At 33.1% G+C, this 20,853-nt stretch carries 17 protein-coding genes; all 17 read right to left on the minus strand.

All coding sequences use genetic code 11. The annotated features are described in order from the left end of the window. Window positions 1–62: 62 nt before the first annotated feature. The gene (locus HPRAE_RS09785) at window positions 63–1,451 is read right to left on the minus strand and encodes a tyrosine phenol-lyase (RefSeq protein WP_014554048.1); all 1,389 of its coding nucleotides are present in this window, start codon (window positions 1,449–1,451) and stop codon (window positions 63–65) included. 19 nt (window positions 1,452–1,470) lie between these two features. Beyond that, the gene (locus tag HPRAE_RS09790; protein WP_014554049.1) at window positions 1,471–1,854 is read right to left on the minus strand and encodes a RidA family protein; all 384 of its coding nucleotides are present in this window, start codon (window positions 1,852–1,854) and stop codon (window positions 1,471–1,473) included. A 307-nt stretch (window positions 1,855–2,161) separates the two neighbouring features. Then, window positions 2,162–4,177, minus strand: a complete 2,016-nt coding sequence (locus tag HPRAE_RS09795) for a methyl-accepting chemotaxis protein (protein WP_014554050.1) — start codon at window positions 4,175–4,177, stop codon at window positions 2,162–2,164. A gap of 138 nt (window positions 4,178–4,315) precedes the next feature. Beyond that, window positions 4,316–5,539: a S41 family peptidase gene (locus tag HPRAE_RS09800; RefSeq protein WP_014554051.1), complete on the minus strand. Its 1,224-nt coding sequence runs from the start codon at window positions 5,537–5,539 to the stop codon at window positions 4,316–4,318. A gap of 57 nt (window positions 5,540–5,596) precedes the next feature. Further along, a complete protein-coding gene (locus HPRAE_RS09805) occupies window positions 5,597–6,439 on the minus strand; it encodes a YitT family protein (protein WP_014554052.1) in 843 nt (280 codons plus the stop codon). Window positions 6,440–6,524: 85 nt separating this feature from the next. Beyond that, the gene (locus HPRAE_RS09810; RefSeq protein WP_014554053.1) at window positions 6,525–7,259 is read right to left on the minus strand and encodes a WecB/TagA/CpsF family glycosyltransferase; all 735 of its coding nucleotides are present in this window, start codon (window positions 7,257–7,259) and stop codon (window positions 6,525–6,527) included. After that, on the minus strand, window positions 7,256–8,317 hold the full coding sequence (csaB, locus tag HPRAE_RS09815; RefSeq protein WP_014554054.1) for a polysaccharide pyruvyl transferase CsaB: 1,062 nt from the start codon (window positions 8,315–8,317) through the stop codon (window positions 7,256–7,258). Before csaB ends, HPRAE_RS09810 begins: the two co-directional genes overlap by 4 nt. Further along, window positions 8,314–10,272, minus strand: a complete 1,959-nt coding sequence (locus HPRAE_RS09820) for a DUF5693 family protein (protein WP_014554055.1) — start codon at window positions 10,270–10,272, stop codon at window positions 8,314–8,316. Before HPRAE_RS09820 ends, csaB begins: the two co-directional genes overlap by 4 nt. 112 nt (window positions 10,273–10,384) lie before the next feature. After that, window positions 10,385–11,483, minus strand: a protein-coding gene (gene prfB, locus HPRAE_RS09825; protein WP_014554056.1) for a peptide chain release factor 2 whose coding sequence is annotated in 2 segments (ribosomal slippage) — window positions 10,385–11,413 and window positions 11,415–11,483 — 1,098 coding nt in all. Because the reading frame shifts where the segments join, the coding sequence is not laid out codon by codon here. Between the two features lie 6 nt (window positions 11,484–11,489). After that, window positions 11,490–14,057: a preprotein translocase subunit SecA gene (secA, locus tag HPRAE_RS09830; protein WP_014554057.1), complete on the minus strand. Its 2,568-nt coding sequence runs from the start codon at window positions 14,055–14,057 to the stop codon at window positions 11,490–11,492. Between the two features lie 267 nt (window positions 14,058–14,324). Then, the gene (gene hpf / locus HPRAE_RS09835; protein WP_014554058.1) at window positions 14,325–14,909 is read right to left on the minus strand and encodes a ribosome hibernation-promoting factor, HPF/YfiA family; all 585 of its coding nucleotides are present in this window, start codon (window positions 14,907–14,909) and stop codon (window positions 14,325–14,327) included. Window positions 14,910–15,023: 114 nt separating this feature from the next. Next, entirely contained in the window at window positions 15,024–15,770 is a 747-nt protein-coding gene (locus HPRAE_RS09840; protein ID WP_014554059.1) for a ComFC family protein, read from the minus strand. An 18-nt stretch (window positions 15,771–15,788) separates the two neighbouring features. Next, window positions 15,789–16,415, minus strand: a complete 627-nt coding sequence (gene sigH / locus HPRAE_RS09845; RefSeq protein WP_014554060.1) for an RNA polymerase sporulation sigma factor SigH — start codon at window positions 16,413–16,415, stop codon at window positions 15,789–15,791. A gap of 131 nt (window positions 16,416–16,546) precedes the next feature. Continuing rightward, a complete protein-coding gene (gene rfaE2 / locus HPRAE_RS09850; protein ID WP_014554061.1) occupies window positions 16,547–17,032 on the minus strand; it encodes a D-glycero-beta-D-manno-heptose 1-phosphate adenylyltransferase in 486 nt (161 codons plus the stop codon). After that, complete coding sequence (locus HPRAE_RS09855) at window positions 17,022–18,026, minus strand: bifunctional heptose 7-phosphate kinase/heptose 1-phosphate adenyltransferase (RefSeq protein WP_014554062.1); 1,005 nt, start codon at window positions 18,024–18,026, stop codon at window positions 17,022–17,024. Before HPRAE_RS09855 ends, rfaE2 begins: the two co-directional genes overlap by 11 nt. 9 nt (window positions 18,027–18,035) lie before the next feature. After that, window positions 18,036–18,563, minus strand: coding sequence for a hypothetical protein (locus HPRAE_RS09860; protein WP_014554063.1), 528 nt, complete (start codon window positions 18,561–18,563; stop codon window positions 18,036–18,038). Window positions 18,564–18,591: 28 nt separating this feature from the next. Next, window positions 18,592–20,829: a phosphodiester glycosidase family protein gene (locus HPRAE_RS09865; protein ID WP_041607034.1), complete on the minus strand. Its 2,238-nt coding sequence runs from the start codon at window positions 20,827–20,829 to the stop codon at window positions 18,592–18,594. Between the last annotated feature and the right edge of the window lie 24 nt (window positions 20,830–20,853).

Raw genomic sequence — 20,853 nt, forward strand, 5'->3', positions numbered from 1 at the left:
TTTAATAGAAGCAGCCCTAATCTTAAAGGCTGCTTCTACTAATTTATAATTGGTTTAATAAATTAATCAGCAATTAACTTATCATTAAGTGGTTCAAATTTAGATGTAAAGAATCTAAGTGTTGGTGGTTCATAAACAAATTTTAAGCCACTAATTTTATCTCGTTTTTCATAAAGATCAATTACAGAATTAGCAACAACATCCATATGAGCATAAGTATATACTCTTCTTGGAATAGTTAATCTTACAGTTTCTAATTTTGGATAATGATGACTACCATCAGCATCTCTACCAGCAGAAACAACTCCTCTTTCCATAGCTCTTACACCTGAATCAAGATAAATAGCTGCAGCTAAAGCCTGAGCAGGTAATTGATCTTGACTTAAATGAGGTAAAAACTCTCGAGCATCTAAGAAAACAGCATGGCCTCCCACTGGTTTAATAATTGGAATTCCAGCTTCTGCTAATTTATCTCCTAAATAACGAACTTGCTTAATTCTATGTTCTATATAATGCTCATCAACTGACTCATAGATTCCTGTAGCCATTGCTTCCATATCTCTACCAGCCATACCACCATATGTGGGCATACCTTCATACATTACTACTAAAGAAGTAGCTTCTTGATACATATCAGCATCATTCATAGCTAAAAAACCACCGATATTTACTAAACAATCTTTTTTACCACTCATAGTACAGCCATCAAAATAGCTCATCATTTCTTTTAAAATTTCTCTAACACTCTTATCTTGATAACCATCTTCACGCTCTTTGATATAATAAGCATTTTCTACACATCTAGTTGCATCAGACATCACTTTAATTCCATGTTTTTCAGAAATTTCTTTAACCTTTTTAATATTTTCCATACTAACAGGTTGGCCACCAGCCATATTAACTGTTACAGCAACACAAATATAAGGTATTTTGTCTGCTCCTACTTCATCAATTAATTTCTTATATTTATCTAAATCAACATTTCCTTTAAAATCTCTCTCAACAGAAGGTTTGTGTGCTTCATCTATAATAACATCGACAAACTTACCACCATTCAGCTCTTGGTGTGCTTTAGTTGTTGTAAAATACATATTACCAGGAATATAATCTCCTTCTTCGATCATTATCTGTGATAATAAGTTTTCAGCACCTCTACCTTGATGAGTAGGAACAACATAATCAAAACCATAAATTTCTTGCACAGCATCTCTTAATTTAAACCAGTTTTCACTACCACCATAAGCTTCATCACCAATCATTAAAGAAGCCCACTGCTTATCACTCATAGCAGAAGTTCCACTATCAGTTAATAAGTCAATATAAACATTCTTTGATGGTAAAAGAAAAGTATTATAACCTGCTTCTTTAACAATATCTTCCCTTTCTTCCCTGCTTGTCATCTCAATAGTTTCAACTGTCTTAATTTTAAACGGCTCTGCTGGATATTTCATATTATTCCTCCTAATTTTTTTATTCTTGACTTAAAGCAATTGCCTCAATTTCTATTAAAGAGTCTTTTGGTAATTTAGCAACTTCAATACATGATCTTGCAGGTGGATCTCCTTCAAAATATTCTGAATAAATTTTGTTGACTTCACTAAAGTTGTTTAGATCACTTAAAAAGATGGTAGTCTTTAAAATATGATCACAATCAGAATTAGCTTCTGCCAAAATGAATTTTAAATTGTCCAAGGATTGCTTAGTCTGTTTTCTAATATCAGACTCAACCATTTCACCAGTCTCAGGATTAATCGGTAGTTGACCAGAACTAAAAATTAAATTATTACTTAAAATTGCCTGTGAATAGGCCCCAATCGCCGCTGGAGCCTTTGCGGTAGAAATTTTTTCTCTCAATATAAGCCCTCCTTTTTAAATTTAATTAGAAGATTACTATAGGTTTTCTTCCTGTAGTTAATAATTTTTTAACTATTTAATGATTATTTTTTATTATGTTAATAACTTATTATTATAATAACTTATTATTATTAAAATGTCAACAGTTTATTTAAAATATTTAGAAAATTTAATTCATTGAGATAATTAGAATAAATAAGCTAGCCTAAATAAGTTAATCCCTGCTCAAGCCAATTTTGGCCGAAGCAGGGATTAAAAGTCATTTGCTTATTCATTTTTAATTTAAATGATTTCATTTTCTAGTTAATTAAAAATCAAAACGATTAACAGATTTAGCTAATTCTTCAGCAATTTGAGCCATATTTTTGGCAGAAGAAATAATTTCTTCTGTGGCAGCAACCTGTTCTGCTGAAGAAGCAGCAACACTTTCTGCATTCGAAGCAGCCTCACGACTAACACTATTAACTTCTCTTAAACTATTTTTAACTGTATCACTAGCTGTTTCTACTTTATCTGTCTTCTCATTGATATCATTGATTCCTTCAACTACAGATTCAGAATCATTTTTAATGTCCTTAAAGACTTTACCAGTATTTTCAATATTATTTACACTTTCTTGAACTTTATTCTGGTTTTTATTCATTTTAGTAACTGCATTTTCTACATTAGACTGAACCTTAGCAATTAAATTAGAGATATTATCAGTAGCACTCTGTGATTCTTCTGCTAACTGTCTAATCTCATCTGCAACTACTGAGAAGCCACGACCTGACTCACCTGCTCGAGCTGCCTCAATTGCAGCATTTAAAGCAAGTAAATTAGTCTGATCTGCTATTCCCCTAATTAACTCAACAATTTCTCCAATCTCTTGTGATAACTCACCTAAGTCATTAATTGTAGAAGCAGCTGCTTCTGTATCTACTTTAACTTCATTAATACCTTGTACAGACTGTTTAACTTGTTCAGTTCCTGATTGAATATTATTCATTACATTTTTAGTTTCTTGTCTCATATTACTAGCACGCTGAGAAATTTCTCTTAAATAACCTTCTAAATTCTCAAAAATATTTTCAGTTTCATCAATTTGAGCTGACTGCTCTTCAGCTCCAGAAGCTACATTTTGAATTGAGCGCCCAACATTTTCTGCACTATCTCCCACCTGCTCACCTGCAGCAGATAATTGCTGACTAGAAGCAGCTACCTGTTCAGCCTGATGTGAAATATCAGCAATAATTGCCATCAAACTATCTCTCATTTTATTTAAAGATTTAATTAAAAGGCTAAACTCATCTTGATTATTATTATCTGCCAGTTCTGCCTTTAAATTTCCAGCTGCAATTTGATTTGAAAACTCTAAAATAGAATTAATCGGTTTTAAAATATATTTTTTAAAAGCAAATAAAATAATTAAGCTTAAAACTACTAAGATTATAATTGAAGCAATAATTAATCGCTGAATTATACTATTTGAAGCAGCTTCAATCTCACTTTGAGGAACACTTGCTAAAATATAGCCTGGGATTTCAGTTAATTCTAAATAAGAAACTAAATAATCTCCAGCTTCAGATTGATATCTAAAAGAGCGTTCAGTATTATTTTCTAACTTCGAAATACTAAAATTATCTTCAATATTTTCTTTTTCTAATACTTTATCAATTTCTGGATGAGCTATATATTGACCATTTTCGTCAACTACATAAGCCTGGCCTGCAGCTCCAACTACAGCTTCATTAACTATATTACTCAGAAAATCTAAATTAACATCTCCCCCCAGAATTCCTTTAAATTCTCCATCCATAAATACAGGTAAAGCTATAGTAATAACCTGTTCTCCTGAAGCTGCATCAAGATAAATATCTGTCCAAATAACTCCCGATTCTCTCTCAGCTGCCTGATACCAACTACGATCACGAGGATCATAATCTGGACTTAAGCTTGCTTCTGGATAAGGATAATGATTACCTTGAGGACTACTAAAATATAAGTATTTAAATTGAGGATTAGAATCTACAACTCGGCTAAATATTTTTTTCTTTTCTTCGTAATCTCCTTCAACAACATTTTTATTAGTTGCTAAAGTCTCCATAACTTTTCTAGTCGCCTTTAAATTACTTTCCACTTCATTATCAACACTTTCAACTGTTTTTAAGTTTCTACTTAAAGCAAGTTGAGTTGTTTCTTCTTCTACTTTACTGCTAATAAAATAAGTTAAACCGGAAAACGCCAGAATCAAAACTACTACTACTGTCAAAATTGCCTTAACTGAAAGTCGATTCATAAATGAAATATTTTCTTTTTTTGCTAAATTCTGATTATTTTTCATATTTATCCCCCTTTTAAGATTATAATTATATATTAATAATCCAAGCTCAGCCTTTATTTATCAACTAAAGAAGACTTTAAATATTGTCTTCTCTAGTTAATAAATTTTAGTTTTTAGCCTACTTAAATTAATTGCCTCTTATTCCCCTGCTGCTTTTTGCTTTTGAAAATCACGCACAAAAATCATATTTTCCATTTCAGCTATTGCCTTTGCTAACTGATTATCACTACCATCTGCTTGAGCAGCTTCCAAATCTAATTCAATATTTAAATCAGCTTTAATCCCCTTTTGGTGGATATAATTACCAGCAGGAGTATAATAACGAGCAGTTGTTAAACTCACTGCTGAGCCATCTTCAAGTGGGACTACAGATTGAACAACTCCTTTACCAAAAGTCGTGGTTCCAATTAATTTGCCACGATTATAGTCTTTAATTGCACCTGCTACTATCTCTGAGCCACTAGCAGAACCTTTATTAATTAAGACAATTAGTGGTATTTCAGTATCAGTTTCTAAATCTTGATTAACTTCTAAAACTCTTTCAGTCTCATCTTTTTGTCTCACTGAGACTACAACACCTTCTTCTAAAAATACAGAAGCTACATCAACTGCTTCATTTAGTAGACCACCAGGATTATTTCTTAAATCTAAAATAATTCCCTTAGCACCTTGAGCTTTTAAATCCTGCACAGCAGTTTCCACATCACTGCCTACATTTTCTATAAATTGAGCTAAACTAATATAGCCAATTTGCTCAGTTTTCATCTCAGTTTCTACATAAGATACTTCTATATCTTTTCTAGTTATTTTCTGGTCAAAAGGAGAATCATCTCCCCGATCAATAGTTAAAATAACCTCTGTTCCCTCTTCACCCCGCATCATCTCAACTGCTTTTCTTTGTGATATTTCTTCGGTTTCTTGGCCATCTATAGCAGTTATTATATCTCCTGCCCTCAAACCTGCTTTCTCACCTGGAGTATCTTTGATAGGAGAAACAATTGTTAACTTATTGTCTCTCATGGTAATTACAATTCCAATTCCTCCATAATGTCCTTCATATTCTTCCTGCATCTCATCATATTCAGAAGCATTCATGAAATATGAATAACGATCTACCTCATTTAACATCCCGTTGATTGCACCCTCAATTAAGGTTTCAAAATCAACATCTTCTACATAATAATTTTGAAGTAAAAACATTACATCTTGAAAAGCATCTGCTTTAGTATAATCTACTTTCTGCTCTGCTTGCTTGGAAGAATTAGCAGCTGCTCCGGCTGTGAAAGTTAAAGCGCTGAGCATTAAGACCACTAAAATTAAAATTCCAAATTTGTTAAAAAATTTTTTTCTAAATTTATCCATTAAATTCTCCACCTGCTTTCTCAAAATTAATAACTAATAAAAATAAACTTAAATTAGCTACTCCATAATTTCTGTAAAACCTTCTCCTAAAACTTCATGTACATCATTAATTATTACAAAAGCATCCTGATCAATATCAGTTACTGCTTTTTTGAGCTCAGAAACTTCTGAACGCGAAATAATACAAAGCAGTACTTTCTTTTCCTCACAGCTATAACCACCTTTGGCTGCAAATTCAGTTGTACTCCGATTTAAATTATCAACTACCATTTGGGTTATCTGATCAGGTTTATTGGAAATAATAAGTACACCTTTTTTGACATTTAAACCTTCTTGCACAATATCTATAGTTTGTGATTGAATAAAAATTGTTATAGCTGCATAAAGAGCAACTTCTAAATTAAAGAAAATCCCAGCTAAAACAACCACAATCCCATCAGCCATCAAAAGTCCTTCTCCAACTGTAATGCCTGTATAATGATTAACTAAAGAAGCTATCATATCTGTCCCACCAGTTGTTCCTCGAGATCTAAAAACCAGACCGAGGCCAATTCCACCTAAAATACCTCCATAAATTGAAGCTAAAAGTAAATCATTAGTTAAAGCTGTCATTCGCGGCTGCAAAAAATCGGTGAAAATTGATAAACTGATTATACCATAAATAGTCCTGATCCCAAAGCCAGCTCCCATAATCTTTAAGCCAGTTAAAAAGAGAGGGATATTAATAATTAACATTGTAATTCCAATTGGAAAAGTAGTTAAATAAAAAATTACAGTTGCCAGACCAACTACACCACCAGCTGCAATTCTATTTGGCACTAAAAAAACGGCCAAAGCCAAGGCAATTAAAAATGAGCCAATAGTAATTCCCAAATAATCAAAAAATATTCTTGTTTTCAAATTTTACCCCCTTAATAATAGAGACCTTTCTCCTGCTCAAAATAAAAATATAATTTTTATTTACTTCAATTTCTTTACTCAAAGTTTAAGCTAAAAATCTAGCTTTAATTACTAAATAAAGAAATTTGGGTAATAAAAGTATGCGTTTAAAACGGGATGGCTCCTGTAATAAACGATACAGCCATTCTAAACCAATTCTTTGAACCCATAAAGGTGCCCTGTTGACCTCACCTGCTAAAACATCAAAACTACCACCAACAGTAATTGCAACTCCTACATCTAATTGAGCTAAATTTTGGTCAAGAAATTTTTCCTGCAGAGGAAATCCCATCCCAACTAATAATAAATCAACTTTGCTCTCATTAATCTCTCTAAAAACTTTTTTTTGACTTGCTTGATCAAGGTAACCATGATGAGCACCAACAATATTTATCTGAGGGTAATCATTTTTTAGATTAGCAATTGCTTTTTCTACAATTCCTGGTTTAGAACCTAAAAAATAAAAGTTTAAATCTGACGCTGCAAATTCTTTAAATAAATTACTAATTAAATCAAAACCAGCAACTCTTTCTGCAAGTGGTTCTCCCATTATTTTAGAAGCTAAAACTACCCCAATTCCATCTGCTGTTGCCAAATCTGCTGAATTTAAAATACGAGCTAAATTCTCATTTTCAGAGGCAAGGGCCAAAATTTCCGAATTAGGAGTTACAACTAAAGCAGAATGACTTTGAGTATTAATTAAATTTTTAACTCTAGCCACTGCTTCCCTCATTTTGAATTGATCAATATTAACTCCTAAAATATTTATTAACTTTCTCAAACTTCTACCTCCTCTAAAACTAGTTGAGCAAATTCTGCAGCTGCAGCTTTTTGGGACTCTAAATATCCTTTTAATTTTTTGCGAATACTATACCTCGCAGCAAATATTTTTTCCAAAGCAGCTTCCAGTTTTTCTGCTTCTAATTCCTCTAATTTAATTAAAGGCAAATAATCTAAATCTGCTACTAAACCTTCAATTTTCGGATCATAACTTAAGGCAACTAAAGGCAGCTGATTTAAAAGAGCAAAAATTAAGCTATGTAAGCGAACCCCTACAAATAAATCAAGCTGACTAAAACTTTTTAAAGCTAGCTCTGGTTGATCTGCTAAATTTAAAATCTCTGTCTCAGCCTTTAATTGAGCTTTTAATTGCTCTGAGATTTCTTCGTCAGCTCCTTTATGCATCGGAAATAAAATATATTTAATATTTTTTGAAGCCGCAAATTGATTTAAAGCAGCTGCTAATTGTTCTAAATAATCTACAGACCAAGGTCTAACTGAAATACCCACTTCTACTTTAGCTTTTATTTTTTGTCTTTTAGTAACTAAAGGATCATAAAGCCCAAAAACAGGGTCAACTGTTAACTTAATCTCTTTTTTAACTCCAATTTTTTTTAATAAATTCTTGGTTTTTTGGTCTCTTGCTCCTAAAAGATTAAATCTATTTAAAGTTATGGCTGTTAATTTCTGGCTCCATTTTTTAGTTAAGGGGCCAGCCCCTTGGGCATAATAAACTACTTTTGTTCCCTGCATTTTCGCCAACCAAGCCACAGCTAAATAATAAGGGACCGAAAAATTACCAGTTATATCCTGAAGCAAACTACCTCCACCACTTAGAAAAAGGTCTGCTTCTGCCAAAACAGCCAAAATATTTATTAAAGAATTACGACTAACAGCCTCTACCCCATACAGACTTTTAGTTTTAGCAGGATTAGCTGATAAAACAGTAATTTGAACTTCCTCATTTGTCTTTTTTAAAAGAGAAATAATACCAGCTAAAATTGCCTCATCTCCAAGATTGTCAAAACCATAATAACCTGAAATTACAATTTTTTTCATTCTTTAACTCCATTTAAATAATATTTTTGAGCAAGATAAACAACTAATTGATAAGCACCAATTACAAGTGCTGCTAGCAAAAAGCTCAACCAATAAGCATGAAAAGTCCTCAGCAGTGAAACTAAAACAGGGGTATGTAAATGAGAAAATGTATTAACTACAGTAACTAAACCCACAGAAGCTAACATTAATAAAGGATAAAAATAGATATTTTTTCTTTTCGGAGCAGCTAAATATAAACTAAAAATAAATAGCGGGTGCCCAATTAAAAACTCCTTAAACCGTGGTCTAACATAAAGCAGCTTTTCTAATAAACTCCTAATGGTTAATTCCCAAGCAGGAACTGGTAATAAAGGGAAATTGCCAGTACGGCCAATATAAATAATTGCTATCAGCAATAAAAAGACAGCTAAAACTAAATGTTTAACCTTAATTACTGTTTCCAAAATTTCTTTTATCTGAACTACTAAAGTCTGCGAATTAATTTTTAATAAATAATAAGCAGAAATAATTAATAAAGGAATTAAAAAAGCTAATTTAACTCCTCTGAAATTATTAATTTTAAAAATAAAATCACTGCTATTTAAAGCTGCACTAACAAAAAGACCTCCAATTAAAGCTGTAACCACAGCAGCTGTAAAATTACAAAATAAAAAAGATAAGTTTAAAGGAAAATCAAATTCTTCTGCACCTCTATCTTTTTTTAGCAAAAATACAATTACTGCTAAAGCAGGAAAAATAATAGCTGCACCTAAGGCCAAAATCTGTCTTAATAAAATTTCTCGCCCTGAACTTAAAAAATACCAGGCTGCTGCTAATGCTACAAAAAATAATAAATTTAATAATTTATCATATTTAAAATCACTAAAATAATTAACTAATAAAATACCAGCAGCTGTAACTCCTAATAAAATAGCTAATAAATGCCAAGTTGAATTACTAAAATAGGCTGCAGTTTTTGCATTGCCAAACTGATAACCTTCAGCTTTTAAGTTTGAACTTAAAGACTCTAATAAGTTTAAGTTCTTTTGGACAAGCTGATTTCCCTCAAGATAAGGTTTATAATAAAGTAATTTTACATTTCTTTCGCGAACAGCAAGTTGATAGCGCTCAATTATTTTTTGAGCAGTCATCTGCTCAACCTCATCCTGCTGTAAGCTGTGAGTCCTTAAAAAATGATAATTATTTAATTTAGCTAATTTGGCTGCACCTTTTTGGGCTGCAATAAAAGCTTCTACTTTAGCAAAAATTATCTCATTTTCTTTCATCAAAGCAGCAGTTTCTTCAATTTTAGCTGGGTAACCAGTAATTTCTTCTCCGTCAAAAATTAGAAACTGAGCTTTAATTGACTCTAAACTTTTAGCTAAAGCAGCAAAGCTATTTAAATTATTATTAGGTCTTAAAGCAAGCTTTAAATCATTTGTGGCAGCTTTTTCTACAAGCTCTTGGTTATAAGCTAAATTTAGATCTGCTAGCTTTTGCTGCCAGTTAGGAAAATAAAGAAAATTATAAGCTTTAGTTTGTAAAAGCTTAGCTCCATATTCAGCTGCTAAATCTGGGGCCAGATTATTGAGCTGCTGCCATAAAGAATCACTAAAAACAGCAAATAAAGCTTGCTTTTCAAATTCTTTAAAATTAAGACCCTTTGCTTTTAATTCTGTTTTTAATTCTTGCTCTTTCAAATTTAAAGGACTTACTTTTTCTAAAGCCCCTTTTTCCAGCAATTCTTCTAAGCTCTGCTGATAAATTGCCAAGGTTGTAAGTCCACTCGCCTTTAATTTATCTAAACTAATTTCAGGCTCTAAAGCTTTTAATTCTGTATATGCTTTTCCATCTAATATTATTTCTAAATCCTGGTTTTGATCAATTTGATTAACTCTACCAACCAAAGTCCAGGCTGCAATTATAAAAGTTATTAAAATAACTCCAACTAATATTTTCTTCAAGAAATTCACCTTTTCCTATACTTTTACTATTAATCTTGCTTTTAATCTCATCCTTAAGCTTATCTTTAAGTTGACCTTTCTCGGGGCAAGCCCCGAGTTTTGCGAGTAGAATTTCACTCTATCACTTTTCACTTTTATATTTTAAATATGATTCTATAAATTCATCTAAATAACCATCCATTACTTTATCTACATTTCCTTCTTCAAAATCAGTTCGATGATCTTTAATCATACTATAAGGATGGAAAACATAGGAACGAATCTGACTGCCCCAAGCGATCTCTTTATGTTCTCCTCCCAGCTCATCAATTTTTTCTGCCTGAGCTTCTCTTTTTAATTCTAAAAGCTTAGAGCTTAAAATTTTCATTGCTGTTTCCTTATTTTTATGCTGTGATCTTTGATTTTGACACTGGACTACAACTCCAGTTGGCTGATGAGTAATCCGCACTGCAGAGTCTGTTTTATTTACATGCTGGCCCCCAGCTCCACTGGCACGATAAGTATCTATCTTTAAATTGTTTTCATCAATTTCCACTTCTAAATCAGAATCAATTTCGGGCATTACATCAACCGAAGCAAAAGAAGTGTGGCGGCGACCAGAAGCATCAAAAGGGGAAATTCGAACTAAACGATGAACCCCTCTTTCTCCTTTTAGATAACCATAAGCATAATCACCAGAAATCATTAAAGTGACACTTTTAATTCCAGCTTCTTCACCTGGATTAAAATCTAGAGTTTCTAACTGATAATCATTAGCCTCTGCCCAGCGACTGTACATTCTCAAAAGCATTTGTGCCCAATCTTGAGATTCTGTTCCTCCAGCTCCAGGATGAATTGACAAAATTGCATTATGATCATCATATGGTTCATTTAGGCGTAATTTTAATTCAAGTTTTTCAATCTCTTTTTCTAATTCAGCTAAAGTATTTTGTAGCTCCTTATTTAAATTTGCATCTTCTTCTGCTGCTAATTCTAAATAAATTTCTGCTTCTTCAAATTTTTCTTCTAATGACTGAATAACTTTGATTCTTTTTTTAATACGATCAAGCTGTTGTGATTTTTGGCGAGCATTTTCTTTATCATCCCAAAAACCACCAGCAGCCATTTCAGCTTCTATACTATTTTTAGTTTCAAATAATTTTTCCCGGTCAAAGTAAATCACTCAAATCCTGAAAACTGGCCTTTAATTCTGCTAATTTATCGCTAAACTCTTTTGTCACTTAAAATCATCTCCCACAACACTTTTTATATTTCTTCCCACTACCACAAGGGCAGGGATCATTGCGACCTGGTTCTTCTTCTTTCACAATAGTCTGCTGGCCTACACTTCCAGAACCAGCATTTGAATTATTTTTCCCTTTTGACTTACCTTCTAAGACAGTTTCTGGAGAAGAATAATTTAACTGATTAAGCATAATTTCTTTTTTGGGTAAATTTTCTTGGGCTTCAACTTCAATTTGAAAGGCAGTTTCAACTATGTCTTCTCTAATTGAAGCAGTTAGTTCATTAAACATATCAAAAGACTCGAATTTATACTCAGTTAAAGGATCTTTTTGACCAATAGCACGGAGTCCAATCCCCTGTCTTAATTCATCCATATTATCAAGGTGAGTCATCCACTTGCGATCAATTACTCTTAAGGCTAAAAACTTAATAATACTATTAAATCTATCTGAGTCAATTTTTTCTCTTTTCTCTTGGTAAGAGCTTAAGGAACTTAAAGTTATTTTTTCTTTAATCTGAGCTCTAGATTTACTTGCTAGCTCAGCTAAGCTTAAGTCCTGGGCCAGCCCCTTATTCTGCAGATAATCGAGCATTCCCTCTAAATCCCATTCATCAGGATGCAAATCTTCGGAAATATGCATCTCCATTATATCCTCTAAAAACTGTTCTAACATTCCAGCAATTTTTTCTTCTAACTCAGCTGTAGTTAATAAGGTTTTGCGCTGAGCATAAATTACTTCTCTCTGCTTATTTAAAACATCATCATATTCTAAAATAGCCTTTCTAATATCAAAATTACGGCCTTCTACTTTTTGCTGAGCTCGCTCAATAGAATTAGAAATCAGCTTGTGTTCAACTGGCTTATCTTCATCTAAACCAATTTTATCTAAAAGCCCATTTATTTTATCTGAGCCAAATAATCTCAGCAGATCATCTTCTAGTGAAACATAGAATTGTGAAGCACCAGGATCACCCTGTCTACCTGCTCTTCCTCGCAGCTGATTATCAATCCGACGACTTTCGTGACGCTCTGTTCCTAAAACATGGAGTCCACCTAATTCTACTACTCCTTCTCCTAAAACTATATCTGTTCCTCGACCAGCCATATTAGTAGCAATTGTTACACTTTTTTTCTGACCAGCATCTTTAATAATTTCAGCTTCTCGCTCATGATTTTTAGCATTTAAAACTTGGTGAGGAACTCGTGCTCTTTTTAATTCTCTGCTCAACATTTCTGAGTTTTCAATATCAGCTGTACCAACTAAAACAGGCTGACCTTTTTGATAAAGTCTTGTAATTTCAGCAATAACATGTTTGTATTTAGCTTCCTTATTTGTAAAAACTAAATCTGGCATATCTTCCCTAATCATGGGCTCATTTGTGGGGATAACAACTACTGACATATCATAAATTTTAATAAATTCTTCAGCTTCAGTTTCAGCTGTACCTGTCATTCCTGCTAATTTATTATACATTCTAAAAAAGTTTTGGAGAGTTATTTTAGCAAAAGTCTGACTTCCTTTTTGGACTTCTACTCCTTCTTTAGCCTCAATTGCCTGGTGAAGCCCCTCACTATAGCGGCGGCCCTCCATAACTCGACCTGTAAACTCATCTACAATTTTAACTGCTCCATCTTTAACAATATAATCTCTGTCTTTTTTCATTAAAGTATGAGCTTTTAAAGCCTGATTGAGCTGGTGATTTAATTTAAAATTTTCTTCAGAATAAAGATTATCTAAATTTAATTTTTTTTCTGCTTTGCTAACTCCAGCTTCTGTTAAAGTAACTAATTTATTTTTTTCATCAATTTCATAATCGACTTCTGCTTCTAAAGCTGGTATAACTCGATTAAATTTCTTATAATCTGAACTTTTTTCCTGAACTGGGCCAGAAATAATTAGAGGAGTTCTGGCTTCATCAATCAAAATACTATCTACTTCATCTAAAATAGCATAATGATGATCTCTTTGGACTAAATTCTCTTCTTTGTAAGCCATATTATCTCGCAAATAATCAAAACCAAATTCATTATTTGTACCATAGGTAATATCACAATTATAAGCTTCTTTTCTGGCTGCAGGAGTCATTCCACTTAAAATTACTCCAACAGACATTCCTAAAAAGCGATAAATTTGGCCCATCCACTCACTATCTCTTTCAGCTAAATAGTCATTAACTGTAATTACATGGACCCCTTTGCCTGTTAGGGCATTTAAATAAACTGGTAGAGTAGCAGCTAAAGTTTTACCTTCACCTGTTTTCATTTCTGCAATTTTACCCTGATGAAGTACAATTCCACCTAAAAGCTGTACATCATAATGTCTAAAACCAGCTTCAGTTGCTCGCTGTGCAGCTTCTCTAACAACAGCAAAGGCTTCTACTAATAAATCATCAAGACTTGCACCTTTTTCTAGTCTTTTTTTAAATTCTTCTGTTTTCGCTTTCAATTCGAAATCACTTAAAGCCTTTATTTGGGGCTCTAAGGCATTTATTGCTTCTACTAAAGGTTCTAATTTTTCTAATTCTTTTTGATTTGGATCTTTAAATAAGTTCTTGAGGAACTTAAGCATTTATCTTCCTCCCTAAAAATTTTATTTACAAATTTACTAATCTGAATTTACTAATTCAATCAAAATAATTATATCATCTAGGGCTTTAAAACTCAATTAAAGCCAGATTAGATTATTTGTTGGTACCTGGTTATAGTGAATTCCCTCACTTGTACCCGGTTATAGTGAAATTTTTCTCATAACTAACAATTTAAAGAGGATGCCCAGCCAGAGCATCCTCTTTTTTATAATTATTATTTTCTTTTTCCTATAATTTATAATTTCAGCTTAACCAAATTTAGGTTCAATTAAGCCATAATTACCATCTTTTCTTTTATAAACTACATTTGTTTCTTCAGTATCTGGATTATGGAAAACAAAGAAGTCGTGATCTAAAAGATCCATCTGCATACACGCTTCTTCTACATTCATTGGCTTCATTGGAAAACGCTTAGTTTTTACTACTTGGGGCTCAAAAACATCAGTATCTATAGTTTCCTCTTCATTACCTAGCTGATGATTTAAAACCTGTTCTTTTCTTTTAGCTTTATATTCTTCCTTATATTCCTGTTTTCTTTCAATAAATCTATCGTGAATCTTAGTTTTATATTTTCTAATTTGTCTTTCAAGTTTATCCATCACACCATCAATAGAAGCATACATATCACCAGTTGCTTCTTCACCACGTAGGATTAAACCTTTGACATAAGTTGTAACTTCTACAATATGTCTTTCTTTTTCCACTTCCATGGAGATCTGAACTTCCATCGGTTCTCCATTGAAATACCTCTCAAGCTTCTGTACTTTCTCCTCGGCGTGCTTCTTTAGAGCTGGGGTAACATCAATGTTTTTACCATAAGTCATAATTTTCATGAAGCTCACTCCTCTCTGACAACTATTATTATTAAATCTTAGTTTATCTCTCTGTATATATTACATTCTACAAACTAAAACTAATTCCTGCTTTAAAATATAATTTTCTTGAAATTAATTTATTTTAACTGGGACAGAAGCTGTTGTTAGCACATAAACATTAGCAGCTCCCATTTCTTTTAAAACAAAATGAGATATTTCTGCAGAAGTTGTACCAGTTGTCATAATATCATCAATAATTAAAAGGTTTTTATCCTTAAAAATTGAAGGATCTACCCCATCTTTTAAGGCAAAAGCTCCTTCTAACTCTAATTTCCTTGCCTTTTTAGTCAAAGCATAAAGAGGAAGCGAATTTTTGACCCTCAAAAGTACATCTTTATATTCTTTATTAATTTTTCCAGCCAAATTTTCAGCCAAAAGAGCAGCCTGATTATAACCGCGATAAGTTCTGCGGTCACCATGCATGGGCACTGGAATTAAGTAATCTATTGCCTCTTTTTGAAAATATTCAGCATAATAAAGTCGCAGTAGCCTAGAAAAAGGTTTTGCTAAATCCGGTCTGTGTCCATACTTATATTCTAAAAGAACTTCTCTAGCATAACCAGCATAGCTAAAAACACTGCGCGCAAAATTATAAGGTGGCTTCTCTTTTTCACATTCAGGACAGGGATGGCCTTCAATTAAAGCTGCTGGTATAACTTCTCTTCCACACAGAGGACAGGCTTCAGTAATAAAAGAAAATTTGGCTAAACAGCGATCACAAATAGCTTTAATTTCAGAATGATCATATCTACGACCACAAGCTAAACAAACTGGTTTTTCGGGATAAACTAAATCTTTTAAAATATCTAAAACCTTCAATTTAATTAACAACTCCTTTTAGTTAACAACTCCCTTGAGATTATAATGCTGGCGGAGATCATCAATTTTTTTGCGAGCTCGCTGTAAAGCATTATCCACAGTTTTAACATTAATATCTAGTTGATCTGATATTTCCTGATAAGATTTACAATCTAAATAAAGCATAAAAGCATTCCATTCTAAATCAGTTAAATCCTCAGAAAGTTCTCCAATAATTGTACTGAGAGTTTCCTGACAGATAAACTTTTTTTCTAAATTTTCCCCTTCATCAGGCAAAATTTCGTTAAATGTCCTCCCTGATTCAGAACCATAATCAAGACTCTTATCAAGTGAAGCCGAAGTATTTAAAGGTACATGTTTTTGTCTATTTGCTTTTTTAATTGCAGAGATTAGCTGTCTGTGCACACAAAGTTGGGAAAAGCCCCGAAAAGAAGCACCTTTTTCTGCTCTAAAATCTCTAATTGCTTTATATAAGCCAACTCTTCCTTCCTGGATTACATCATCATGGTCTAAACCCTTAATAAAGAAAAAACGAGATTTAGCATAAACAATATCCATATTTTGATTAATTAAATACTCAATTGCAAAGTCATTTCCAGCTTGGGCCATCTGTATGATTTCTGCTTCTTCTTTTTCTTTAAACAAGAAAATCCCCCCATCCTGGTTTAGCTTGCTTTTAAAAACTGATTAAATCCTTAAAGGAAACCCCTAACTCCAGCATTGTTGCTCCCAAAAGTAAGAGAGTCATTAAAATCAGAATTAAAGTCTGAAACTGGTTATTTTTCATTTTTGCTCTGCTTTATTTTCTGAATTAAATTAGTTGTTGATTTACCTTTAACTTCTGTCACCAGAACAATTTTACCACCATAATTATAAACAGTTTCTGCCTCTGGCAGATCCTCAATTCTATAATCTCCACCCTTAACATAAATTTGGGGTTCAATTTCTCTAATCAATTTAGTAGCATCAATTTCGGCAAAAGAAACTAAGTAATCAACCATTTCTAAAGCAGCCAGCATTTCTAGTCTTTCTGACTCTGGCACAAATGGTCTCATCTCACCCTTTAAACTCTTAACTGAGCTATCACTATTAACTGCCAAAATCAGCTTATCACCTAAGGCAGCTGCCTTTTTTAAATAGCGGATATGACCAACATGTAAAATATCAAAACAGCCATTTGTAAAAACTAGTAACTCAGATTCTGCTTTATCTTTTTTGGCTTGGGCTTTTAATTCATCTAATTGCATTATTTTAGCTGTCATTTTTTTTCACTTCCTTTATTAATTCTGTTTTAGTAACCGTAGCTACACCACTTTTGCGAACAACAATTCCAGCTGCATGATTAGCAATTCTAATTGCTATTTCTACAGGTGCTCCAGCAGCTAAAGCTAAAGTCAAAGTCCCCACAACAGTATCACCAGCTCCAGTTACATCAAAAACCTCAGAATAATTAGCTGCAGCTATATGATCAACAGTAGAATTGGGACCAAAAAGAGTCATTCCAGCTCCACCTTGTGTTATTAAAAGATATTTTAAGTCTAAATCAGCTCTCATTTGCAAACCAGCCTTTTCTACCTCAGCCTGATTTGCTAATTCACTGCCATAAACAGCAGCTGCTTCCTCTAAATTAGGAGTTGCAATCAAAGCCCCCTTAAAAGCTTCCAGCTGATAACGGCTATCTACTGCCGAAATTTTATCAGCAGCAGCCTCAAGAAAATGGGCTGTAGTCTTAGAATTAAAAATACCATTACCATAATCAGAAAAGAGGATGGCATCACTTGCCTCAATTTTAGCTTTTAAATAAGTCTCTAACTCTTTTACTAACTTAGGATTAAGATCAAAACTTTTGACCTTATCAACTCTAACTACCTGTTGTCTAACAATTTGTTCACCACCAGCTAAAATTCTAGTCTTCTCAGCTGTAGGACGCTCACAATCTTTTATAATCCCTGTTGTCATAATTTTTCTTCTTTCTAGCTCCTCTTTGAGGGCTTGAGCTGCTAAATCAGAGCCCACAACCCCCATCAAATCAACTTCTGCTCCCAAACTAGCCAAATTAGCAGCAGCATTAGCACCACCACCAGGCAAAATTTTCTCGCTTTGATGCTGTAAAATCAAAACAGGTGCTTCCCTTGATAATCTTTCAGGATCAGCAATAATAAACTTATCTGCTATTAAATCCCCTAAAACCATAATCTTTTGTTGTTCAAATTTATTTATATATTTAATTAAATCAGCTGAATGATAATTATCCATTGCTTCCTCCTACATTCTATATTTAAGCCCAAGTTTAAGCACATCATTATCTAAATCCCAATACTGGTTGCCAAAACTGATTACTAAATCACTCCGGCCTCCAAGTCCATAATTAACTCCACCAGTATAATAAGCATGGTCATCTAAATCATCATCAATAAAATAATATGTTTGCCAAAAAAAGCTAAGCTCTCTACTTCTAGTCTCTGCTTTCAAACCTACAGCTTTACCTAAATCCTGATTATCGACTTCACTTGTTAACATTAAATTAAGATCCAATTTTAAATTATCAGCTACTAAAAGGTTCAGACCCAGATCTGTTCCTAAATAAAAATCGTCACCATCAAAGGCCAAATTAATTTTGGCTGGATAACCTCCTCTTAAACGAAATTCTGGCTCCAGCTCTAAAGTATCAATATCAGAAGAATCTCCTGCAATTGAATAACTAATTGATTTTAAATCTGCTGCACTAACTGTGGTCAAACTAAGTCCTAAAAAAACTATTGTCATTACTAAAATAATTGATTTTTTTAACATTTAATTACTCCTTATAGCCTATTTGAAATTAATCTTCATCTTTTTCTTCAGCTTCTTCTCCAACCAAAATCCCATTAGAAATTAATCTTTTTTCACTTGGATTACTCATTGTAAAATTGCGAATAACCATTCGAGCTGAACCACCACCATCTAAATTAATAGCAGAAACAGCTCCCATTTCTTGCAGAGTTTTAGCTAATTCCCTTAAAGTCATGCCAACACTTAAATCAGATTGTCTACCATCAATTGTTAATAATAAAAGGTGGTTATCAGCTGTTAAAGCCACTGCAGTTCTCGGGGCTCTACCAGTTAAAATATCTGCCTGAAAATTTTCTGCTTGACCAGTAATCTCAATTTTGCCAGCTTTTAAAAGCTGAGGGCCACCTCCAAGAGCAGATAAAATATTTTTTTGCTTAAAATCAGGTTCAAAACTATGTTCTAAGCTAAATTTTTGAGCTTGAGCTGCTAAAATTTGAGGCTTCAGCTTTTTTTGCAGAGACTCAACCGCTGGAATCCTGAGTACAAAACCATTAGCTGGAATCGGCGAGCTTTTGCCTGTTTCAGTTTCTAAACCCAAAAAGTTTTGATTACGCACAATCAAATCTAACTCTCCTGCTGCCAAAGGTGGCATCTGGGCACCATAGTAATGGTTAAAAACAATTAATTCCCCAGCCCTTGCTTTGCGATTTATACCATCAATTGCAATTGACTTTTCTGCTTGACCAATTACTATTTTACCAGACCAATCTACTTGAGCAAAAGCAATTTGATTTTGAGGGCCAATCAAAAGTGAGCTGCGCTTATAAAGCGGTTCACTAACCAGCTCACCCTCAAGGTAAACTAAACCCAAAGGAGTTCCCTGACCATCAAAATAGCTTCCATTAACTCCAGCTAAAGCAGAATGTTTTTTAATTAAAGACCGCAAATCTTCTTTACCAATAGTTTTTCCCTGAGCTAAAACTGGCTTTAATTTTAAATTATCACTATTTAAATCTAAATCTAAAATTGTTAAAACCCTCGGGCCAGACCAACTAAGCTGCCTGATTTCTCTAAACTTTAGCCCCCGCTTAATCCGAGCTTCAACTGTCTGCTCACTATCTAAAAGTTCATTTAAATTTTCAATTTTAGACCTACGATAATAATAATTTATCATTCCTTGGTAATCATAATCTGTTTTTGCTAAAGCAATTAAACCAGCTTTGGGTTTTTTAATCTGCTTGAGAGAAAAGTCACTATTATAATAAAATTCATTTGACTTAGTCAAAACTTCTCCCTCAGTTGCAGCTGCTGCTTTTTTGAAAACAGTTTTTAAAAGGCCAAAATTTACATCAATTAAATTTGTTAAGCGGGCTCCTTTAACTTCAAGCTGATATAAAAGATTAGTTCGATAAATTATTGCTTGAGCCTGAAGTGCTTTGGGATCTGTCTCAGCTTTACAGTATTTTTGCAAAAGGTAAGCAGTTAGCTCTTCCAAATCAGTCTTATAGCTAAATAAAACTGATTTTGCTAAAGGGCCAAAACTATATTGACCACTCATTTTTCTACCTGCTATCTGAAAATCACCTTTTAATTTAAAGGTATAGGCCTCTTTTAACTTTTCTGCCTTTAAATTATATAATTTAAGACTTTTAGATCCAGCTGCTAGATTAACATCTTTTTTGACTCTCAGCTTATTTAAATCACCATTTTTGCTCACTGCTGACTCAGCTGGCTCAGTTATTATTTCCTTTACAAACTGACGCGGCCAACCCTTAAAACCAGCACTCTCCAACTCCTCCTGCAGAGCTTCTGCTTTTTGCCGCTGCTCATAACTGCCAACAACTAATTTATATAAATCAGCTTCTTTTAAAATTTCGAAATCTAGCTCTTTTGCTTGCTCAAACTGATTAGTTAACTCTACCTTTAAAGCCTCTGCTTTTTTCAAATCAGAACTAGCCACAACTTGAACTCCCCAAACTGATTTTTTAGTTTTAGTAACAGGAGCCTCTGCTAACTCTAATTCAGCCTGGCTGATAAAATAGTTTTGACCCTGATTTAACTCTATTTTATCATTTTCATTGCTAATTAAAATGGCTTGAGACTCAGTTTTGATTGCAAACTGTTCTGTAGGTACAAAGATGGGTACAGTTATTTGCCCCTCAGTCTTAACAAAATCACTTAAATTAGAACGAAAATAGGCTGCAGCTGCTGAACCATTTAAAACTAAAAGCAAAATTAAAGCTAATAAAATCGGATAATAATGCCTGTATTTTTTCAAAATTTTCATCTCCAGTAATAAATTACTTTTTTA

Source organism: Halanaerobium praevalens DSM 2228 (genome assembly GCF_000165465.1).
GTDB lineage: Bacteria > Bacillota > Halanaerobiia > Halanaerobiales > Halanaerobiaceae > Halanaerobium > Halanaerobium praevalens.